The sequence below is a fragment of the Synechococcus sp. 65AY6A5 genome (assembly GCF_002760415.1).
GTDB lineage: Bacteria > Cyanobacteriota > Cyanobacteriia > Thermostichales > Thermostichaceae > Thermostichus.
Map to the genome: position 1 here is coordinate 1,885,615 of NZ_AXUW01000001.1, position 7,911 is coordinate 1,893,525.

General features: G+C 59.9%; 6 protein-coding genes. 4 read left to right on the top strand and 2 right to left on the bottom strand.

What is annotated here, in order from left to right:
- Nucleotides 1-22 precede the first annotated feature (22 nt).
- Complete coding sequence (locus SYN65AY6A5_RS09020; RefSeq protein ID WP_099884273.1) at nucleotides 23-802, bottom strand: hypothetical protein; 780 nt, start codon at nucleotides 800-802, stop codon at nucleotides 23-25.
- Between the two features lie 222 nt (nucleotides 803-1,024).
- A complete protein-coding gene (gene tnpA / locus SYN65AY6A5_RS09025) occupies nucleotides 1,025-1,429 on the bottom strand; it encodes an IS200/IS605-like element ISSoc6 family transposase (RefSeq protein WP_011429345.1) in 405 nt (134 codons plus the stop codon).
- 50 nt (nucleotides 1,430-1,479) lie between these two features.
- Between tnpA and SYN65AY6A5_RS09030 the strand changes: the two genes are divergently transcribed.
- From SYN65AY6A5_RS09030 to SYN65AY6A5_RS09045, 4 genes are all read left to right on the top strand, one after another.
- The gene (locus tag SYN65AY6A5_RS09030; protein WP_099812480.1) at nucleotides 1,480-2,730 is read left to right on the top strand and encodes an RNA-guided endonuclease TnpB family protein; all 1,251 of its coding nucleotides are present in this window, start codon (nucleotides 1,480-1,482) and stop codon (nucleotides 2,728-2,730) included.
- Nucleotides 2,731-2,900: 170 nt separating this feature from the next.
- On the top strand, nucleotides 2,901-4,208 hold the full coding sequence (locus SYN65AY6A5_RS09035; protein WP_099812481.1) for an efflux RND transporter periplasmic adaptor subunit: 1,308 nt from the start codon (nucleotides 2,901-2,903) through the stop codon (nucleotides 4,206-4,208).
- Between the two features lie 67 nt (nucleotides 4,209-4,275).
- Nucleotides 4,276-7,476 carry a multidrug efflux RND transporter permease subunit gene (locus tag SYN65AY6A5_RS09040; protein WP_099812482.1) on the top strand — a complete coding sequence of 1,067 codons (3,201 nt, stop codon included), beginning with the start codon at nucleotides 4,276-4,278 and terminating at the stop codon, nucleotides 7,474-7,476.
- 299 nt (nucleotides 7,477-7,775) lie between these two features.
- Nucleotides 7,776-7,911 (top strand): helix-turn-helix domain-containing protein (locus tag SYN65AY6A5_RS09045; RefSeq protein ID WP_143597154.1); only part of this gene is annotated, 136 nt, incomplete at its 3' end.

Sequence of the window (7,911 nt, forward strand, 5' to 3'; positions counted from 1 at the left end):
GGGCGCGCAGGGGAGCGGATCCCTAGCGATCCACCAGGCGCAGCTCAAAGGTGAGGATGTTGGCGGCCAAAATTTCCAAGGCTCCCCCCTCGATGAGCTCGCGGCTGAGGGCAGCCCCGGAGCCACTTTGTTGGATCAATTCTCGGCTGCGGCGCATCGTCTCCTGGCGCTGGGGATCGTCCACGACCACCTGCCGCTGGTTGGAGAGGCTGAGGCGGTAGTAGTGGGGCAGCTCGCCGCGGGTGGCGTCAATGGCCAAGTTGGTTTCCTCGGGGGCGACGCGGAAGGGGGCGCGGGCGGTGAGGAGAGCCACCTGGATATCCTGATCCCGCCCGTCGAGGCCCTCTAGCTCGGAGATGTCGATCTGCAAGCGGAGGGTGTCGCGGTCGCGGCTGAGGCGCTCCACCCGCACCTGGTTGAAGCCGACGGCAAACTCCCGCTCCGGCTCGCCAAACCGCTGGATGGTGGACTGCAAGACCGACTCTTCGTTGAGGGGGGTAACCCGGATCAGGTAGTCCCAGTTCTGGACAAAAGCATACTCATTGGGCCCGACGCGGACATTGGGATCCACCAGATTGGCGGTGGGGCCGGGGCTGCCGGCCCGGCTGAGGGCCACCAGGTACCAGTAGTTGGGGCTGATGGGCAAGCCCAGGGTCATGCGCACTTCCAACACCGGCCGCGCCCAAGCGGCAGCCGCCGTGAGGGCTGTGATGGCTGCTGCCCCGAGGCAGCTCCACAGCCAGTGCTGAGGACGAAGCTGAAGCTGCGGTGGGCGAAACCAGGTTACGGCCACAGTTCTCATGTCAGCTTTTTTAACCCCGGCAACTCGCCTTCGCGCCAGGCAACAAAAGACCCGCTGCTTGCGCGACAACTTTGGAACAGTCTAGCCGAAGATGGCCGTTGTCCGGCCAGTTGGGGCTCTGGATCCCGAAGCTGGGCTTTTGGCTAAGCCTACACAGAGGGATAGCTTGGTAGCCTCGCACTTTAGCGCGGGGCGGAAAAGCCCGAGAGCGACTTTAGTCGCTTACCAATGATGTGGGTCATTGATATAGTTTTGAATTACCTCAGCGCTAGCATTCCCCGCAGTACAGAAAAAATAACTTCTGCTCCAAAGGCTAGGTAGTTTTCGCAGGTTAGGAAACTTCTGCCTTAAATATTTGGAAGCTCTACCTTTGAATGCTTTTACCACAAGATGAATTGGGTCGGTAGGCTTAATCTCAAGAAACAGGTGGACATGGTCTGGAGCTATTTCAATCGCTCTCACATGCCAACCCTTCTCGCTAGACAGCTCCTGCCATAGCTCAAACAACCTGTTCCTGACTTCTCCTACCAAGACCTTTTTCCTTCTCTTTGGGCAAAAAACGAGGCGAACAACCGCTAGCCCCACAGCATGGTTGTAGTGATTGTACCGTTGGCTTCCCTCTCGCATTGTTGCTTACTTATGTTAGACTGCAGTTATCATGCCACTTACCAACAAGTATGGGGTACGGCTGTCAGCAGGTTCTCGTCAGGGACAGGGAGCTACTCCCCGTATTAGAGTACTTGTGTCAACAGTCTAATAAGGTGTACAACTGCGCTTTGTACTATGCGCGACAAGTCTATTTCAAAACAAAGCGATGGGCAAGCTATGGTGAGCTTTGCGCTGAAATGGTGAGAACCAAAAACAAGCACTTTATCGCAATGTATGTTTCCGCCGCACAACAGACGTGTAAGTCTGTAGCTGAGGCACTAAGTAGTTTTAAGACAAAGCTGAAACTTTTCTTGCAAGAAGAGATTAGCTTAAGACCAAACCTACCGCGCTACCGTAAGAAGGGAATGTTCACGGTAGCATACCCGAGGAAGTGGCTTAAGTTCCAAGAAGGAAGAGTCAGAGTGCCGCTCGGCAACCAGGTCAAAGCTTGGTTTGGGATAGACGCTTTCTGGATACGATTTCCTACCAACTTAGATTGGAAAAATATTAAGGAGCTAAGAATTCTGCCCAGGCATGGGGTGTTCTACTTGGAGTGGATCTATGCTAAGCCCGCTCAACCGCAATCGCTGGATCCAAAAAAGGTACTAGCAATTGACCACGGAGTAAACAACTGGCTTACGTGCGTTAGCAACTTAGGGCATAGCTTCATCATTGACGGACGCAAAGTCAAATCCTTTAACCAGTGGTACAACAAGGAGGTGGCTAGGCTTAAGACTGACAAGCCGCAGGGGTTTTGGTCGCAGAAACTTGAGCGAATTACGGAAAAAAGAAGCCGGAGGATGCGAGATGCAATTCACAAAGCTGCGCGCAAGGTCATTGACTTCTGTTTGCACCACTCGATTGGGAGAATCATCTTTGGTTGGAACAAAGAACAAAAGCAAGAATGCGGTTTAGGGAAGGTCAATAACCAAAACTTTGTTTTAATTCCAACAGGTTGGTTAAAGGAGCGTATTGCGGAATTATGTCAGCACTATGGCATTGAGTTTATCGAGGCGGAGGAGGCGTACAGTTCGCAGGCGAGCTTCCTAGATGGAGATGAGCTACCTAATTATGGTGAAAAACCCGACGGGTGGAGACCCTCTGGGAAGCGTGTCAAGCGGGGCCTGTACCAAACGGCAAAGGGGTGGTTGGTCAACGCTGAGGCAAATGCTGCCGCCAACCTGCTTAAGAAAGTAAGCAGAACCTTGGGGCTTTGCCTTAAGGAACTGTCTAGAGGCGCTTTGACAACGCCGTTACGGGTCCTTCTGTGGACTGCGTAAGAATCCCCCGCCTTCAGGCGGCGGGAGTGTCAACTTAGTTCTGGATTGGGAAGGATGGCCAGCGCTTTTGCACAGGCACAGGAAGGCACAGGCTCATTACCTTGGTTGGTTGAGCCAATGCAGATGGGGGATCCCTCTGTTTGGGTGCTCGTTGGGGGAGCAGGTTGAGGATGCGATTGCGAACAGTTCTGCCGCTGTTGGGTTTTTCTTTGCTCCTGGCTGCCTGTCGGCCCGGCGGGCCCCCTCGCGGCATGGAGAGTGGAGAAGGCCAGCCGACACCGGTGGCCATCGGCGCCGTGGAAGAACGGCTCATTCAGGAGACGTCGGAGTTCATCGCCAGCCTCGGATCCCAGCAGGTGGCCAGTATTCGGCCCCAGGTGAGCGGCCAGGTGACCCAGGTGTTCGTGCGGCTGGGATCCCAGGTTTCTGCCGGGGCGCCTCTGTTTGCCATCGACAGCCGGCAACAACAGGCGGCGGTGGCCGGCCAAGCGGCCGGGATCGCGGCGGCTCAGGCCAACCTGGAGAGCAGCCGAGCCGTGCTCAGCCAATTGCGGGCGGATCGCCTGCGGCTGGAGGCAGCGGCGGAGTTCGCCCGGGATCAACACCAGCGCAACCTGCGCCTCTTGGCCGAGGGGGCCATCAGCCAGGCGCAAGTGGATCAGTCCAGCCGCGATCTGCGCCAGGCGGAGGCGGCCTTGGCGGCGCAACAGGAGCAGATCCGGGCCCAAGAGGCGGCCATTGTGCGGGCAGAGCGGGAGGTGGAGCGGGCCCGGGCCGAGGCGGAGCGGCAGCAGGTGCAATTGCAGTTTTTCCAGGTCACGGCTCCCTTTGCCGGTATTGTCGGGGAAGTGTTGGTGCGGCAGGGGGACTATGTGACGCCCCAGACGGTTTTGACCACCCTGACCCAAACCCAGGCGCTGGAGCTGAACCTGAATATCCCGCTGCAGCAGGCCCCCCGCCTGCGCATCGGCACACCGGTGCAGATCTTGGACAGCCGCGGCGAGGTGATCGGCACCAGCCAAATCTCTTTCATCGCGCCTGAAGCCGATGCCAGCACGCAATCGGTGCTGGCCAAGGCCCTGCTGGAGAACCCCGCCGGCCAGTTGCGCAAGGCCTACGGCCCGCTGGTGCGACCAGCCCAGTTTGTGCGAACCCGCATCCTCTGGGAGGAGCGGCCAGCTTTGCTGGTGCCGGCAACGGCGGTAGCCCGTCTGGGCGCCCAAACCTTTGTCTACACGGTGCAGACGACAGAGCCACCTGAGGAGGGCAAGCCCCCCGGGGCGGTGGCGGTGCAAAGGCCGGTGCGGCTGGGATCCCTCTACGGCAACAGCTACGAGGTGCTGGAGGGGCTGAAGGCCAACGAGCCGATTGTGCTGAGCGGCCTGCAAAAAATCCGCGATGGCGCCCCGATTGTCGATGAGGTGCTTTTGCAGCAGAGGATGCAAGGGGAGGGGAGACCGCCTGGATCCCCGCCCTAGATTTCTCCTCTTGAGCGGTTTCCCAACTTGGTCATCCCCTTCTACTCCTTACGCGGATCCCTGGCCTATGTTTGTCGACTTTTTCATTCGCCGTCCTGTTTTTGCCAGCGTCTGCTCCATCATCATTGTGCTGGTGGGAGCGGTGAGCATTCCCCTATTGCCGGTGGACTACTACCCGCAGGTGGCGCCGCCGGCGGTGAGGGTGACCGCCGTTTACCCTGGAGCCGATGCCGAGACGGTGGAGACGGCGGTAACCAATGTGCTGGAGCAGGAGATCAACGGCGTCGAGGGCATCCGCTACATCTCTTCGGTGAGCAGCAGCAACGGCACCAGCCAGATCACCGTCACTTTCAGCCCGGATCGGGATCTGGACACGGCGGCTGTGGATGTGCAAAACCGGGTGGCACGGGTGCAGGCGCGGCTGCCGGCAGAGGTGATCCAAAACGGCCTTAGTGTAGAAAAGGCCGGCGATAGCGCTTTTGTGCAGGTGGTGGCGCTGCGCTCAGAGGCAGGGGAATACGACGAGCTGTTTGTGAGCAACTACGCCGAGCTGTTCGTGCGCGATGCCCTGCGGCGCATTCGCGGCGTCAGCGATGTCATCGTCTTCGGGGAGCGCACCTATGCCATGCGCATCTGGCTGGATCCGACGCGGCTGGCCGGCTATGGGCTGACGGCGCTGGATGTGGTGAACGCCGTGCGCCAGCAAAACATCCAGGTGCCTGCCGGACAGATCGGCAGCCAGCCCAGCCCCCCGGATCAGGAGGTTCAGATCAGCGTCCAGGCCACGGGGCGGCTGTCGCAGCCGGAGGAGTTTGCCCAAATTGTGCTCAAAGCCAGCCCCGACGGCAGCTTGGTGCGCATTGCCGACGTGGGTCGGGTGGAGCTGGGGGCCCAAAGTTACGATACGTTCTTCCGCATCGGCGGCCAGGAGGCGGTGGGGATCGCCATCACCAAGCAGCCGGATGCCAACGCCTTGGAGGTGTCGCGGCAGGTGCGGCAGACGTTGGCGGAGCTCTCCCGTAGCTTCCCGCCCGGCTTGATCTACGAGATCGCCTTCGACGCCACGCTGTTTATTACGGAGTCGGTGCAGGAGGTGATCTTCACCCTGCTGCAGGCTATTGTCCTGGTGGTGCTGGTGCTGTTTATCTTTTTGCAGGATTGGCGCATCACTTTCATCCCCACTGTCACGATCCCGGTGGCGCTGCTGGGGACGTTTGCGTTTGTGCGCCTGTTCGGCTTTTCCATCAACACCCTGACCATGTTCGGCCTCACCTTGGCCACCGGCCTGGTGGTGGACGACACCATCGTGGTGGTGGAGAACATCTCCCGCTACATCCGCGACCGCGGCATGCGGCCTCTGCAGGGGGCCTCGGCGGGGATGAACGAGGTCCTGGGGGCGGTGATCGCCACGACGCTGGTGCTGTTGGGCCTGTTTGTGCCAATCGCGTTCTTTCCCGGCACCAGTGGCCGCATCTACCGGCAGTTTGCCGTCACCATTGCCGTATCGGTTTCGCTGTCTACCTTCAATGCCATTACCCTGGCTCCGGCGTTGTCGGCGCTGCTGATCCGCCCCCGTTCGGAGCAGATGTTTTGGCTGTTGCGCTGGTTTGACCGGGCCGTGGAAGGGATCCGCGCCGCCTATCGTCGGTTCCTGGAGCTGGTGGTGAAGCTGCGGCTGCTGGTGGTGGCGGGGTTTGTCGCCTGTCTGGGCCTCACCTACTGGCTGTTCCAGGTCGTGCCGACCGGGTTTGTGCCGGATGAGGATCAGGGCTTTTTCATCACCATCATCCAGGGGCCGCCGGGGGTTTCTCTCAATTACACCGACCGGGTCATCCGGCAGGCCAGCGCCATTTTGGACGGGATCCCGGAAATCGAAAACCAGGTGATCGTGGGGGGGTTCAGCTTTACCGGGCCCTCGCCGGGGAACGGGTTAATCTTCGCCACCCTCAAGCCCTGGGACGAGCGGCGGCGACCGGAACAATCGGCGCAGGCGATTGTCAACCGGCTGTTCGGGCCCTTTTTGGGCGGGATCAGCCGCTCGTTGGTGATCCCGATTTTGCCGCCAGCCATTCCCGATTTGGGGGTTACGGGCGGGTTCACCTTCCAGCTCCAGGATCGGGGGGTGAACGATTTCAACCTGCTGCAGCAGACGGCCAACACGCTTTTCTTCGTGGGCAACGCGCCGCCCCCGCCGGGCCAACCCCCCCTGGGCGTGCGGATTAACCCGCCCACCTTCAACGCCAACTCCCCCCGGTTGCAGGTCAAGGTGGATCGGGACATGGCCCAGGTGCTGGGGATCCCGCTGGCCGAGGTCTTCGGCACGCTGCAGACCCTGTTGGGGGGCACCTATGTCAACGATTTCGACCTGTTCAACCGCAACTACCGGGTCTATGTGCAGGCGGATCAGGCTTTCCGGGGCAGCCCCGAACGTATCGGCCAGTTCTACGTGCGCAGTGGGCAGGGGCAGCTTTTGCCCTTGAGCACCCTGGTTCAGGTGGAGGAGACCACCGGCCCTGCAATCATCAACCACTTCAACCTCTTCCGCTCGGCGGAGATCCAGGGCAGCCCGCTGCCGGGCTTCAGCTCAGGGCAAGCCATTCGGGCTATGGAAAGTCTGGCTGCCCGCTTGCTGCCGCAGGGGTTTGGCTTCGAGTGGTCGGGCCTGTCCTTGGAAGAGATCGAGTCGGGGGGACAGGCGCCGCTGATCTTCGCTTTGGGGTCGGTGTTCGTCTTCCTGGTGCTGGCGGCCCAATTTGAGAGCTATGTGGATCCCTTGATCATTCTGCTGGCGGTGCCGCTGGCGGTTCTGGGGGCGCTCTCGGCCCAACTGCTGCGGGGCCTGGCCAACGACATCTTTTGCCAGGTGGGGCTGGTGATGTTGATCGGTCTGGCCAGCAAGAACTCGATCTTGATCGTGGAGTTTGCCAACCAACTGGTTGCCCAGGGGATCCCGCTGGTCAAGGCCGCGATCCAGGCGGCGGAGACCCGTTTCCGCGCCATCCTCATGACGGCCCTGAGCACGATCCTGGGGATTTTCCCGCTGGCCGTGGCCAGTGGCGCCGGGGCTGCCAGCCGCCAGTCTCTGGGCACGGCTGTTATCGGCGGTATGTTCGTCTCGACCCTGCTCAGCCTGCTGGTGGTGCCGGTGCTCTATGTCGTGATCAAGAGAATCCAGGCGCGAGTTTTGGGGAGCGAATCCCGTGGGGATCTGGCCCATCTGCCGCCGCCGGAGGATCCCAAGGGTCTGTTGCCGGAAGAATCGACTTGATTGCAGGGCAAAACCTATGGCTGTGGATTCCAGCTTTTTCCAGCGACAGGGTTGGTAGGCCAACCACGCTGAAAGAGCGCCCAGCCACCCTCTTGCAGGAGCGGTGCAGAGTGCTGTCTTTCCCTCTTCTGCTTACGCAAGCGGCAGTCGGCCAAGTACAACAGGTCAGCTAACCAGAAGATTCACCCGATGGTGGCTGGGGGGCGGGCGGCGCTGCAGGAAGGGAGCATGACTCTAGTCAATGATATGCTGGACTATACTGAAAATAATGCCCAGTATGTTCAGTATGGCTGCTTGGTATGGCTAGGTATGTAAAACCGAGAGAAGCGGCGGATTATTTTGGGGTGTGTCTCCACACCTTGAGGCGATGGGAACAGAAGGGCTGGATCCATGCAGTACGTACACCATCCGGTAGGGCGAGAAGGTATGACCTCG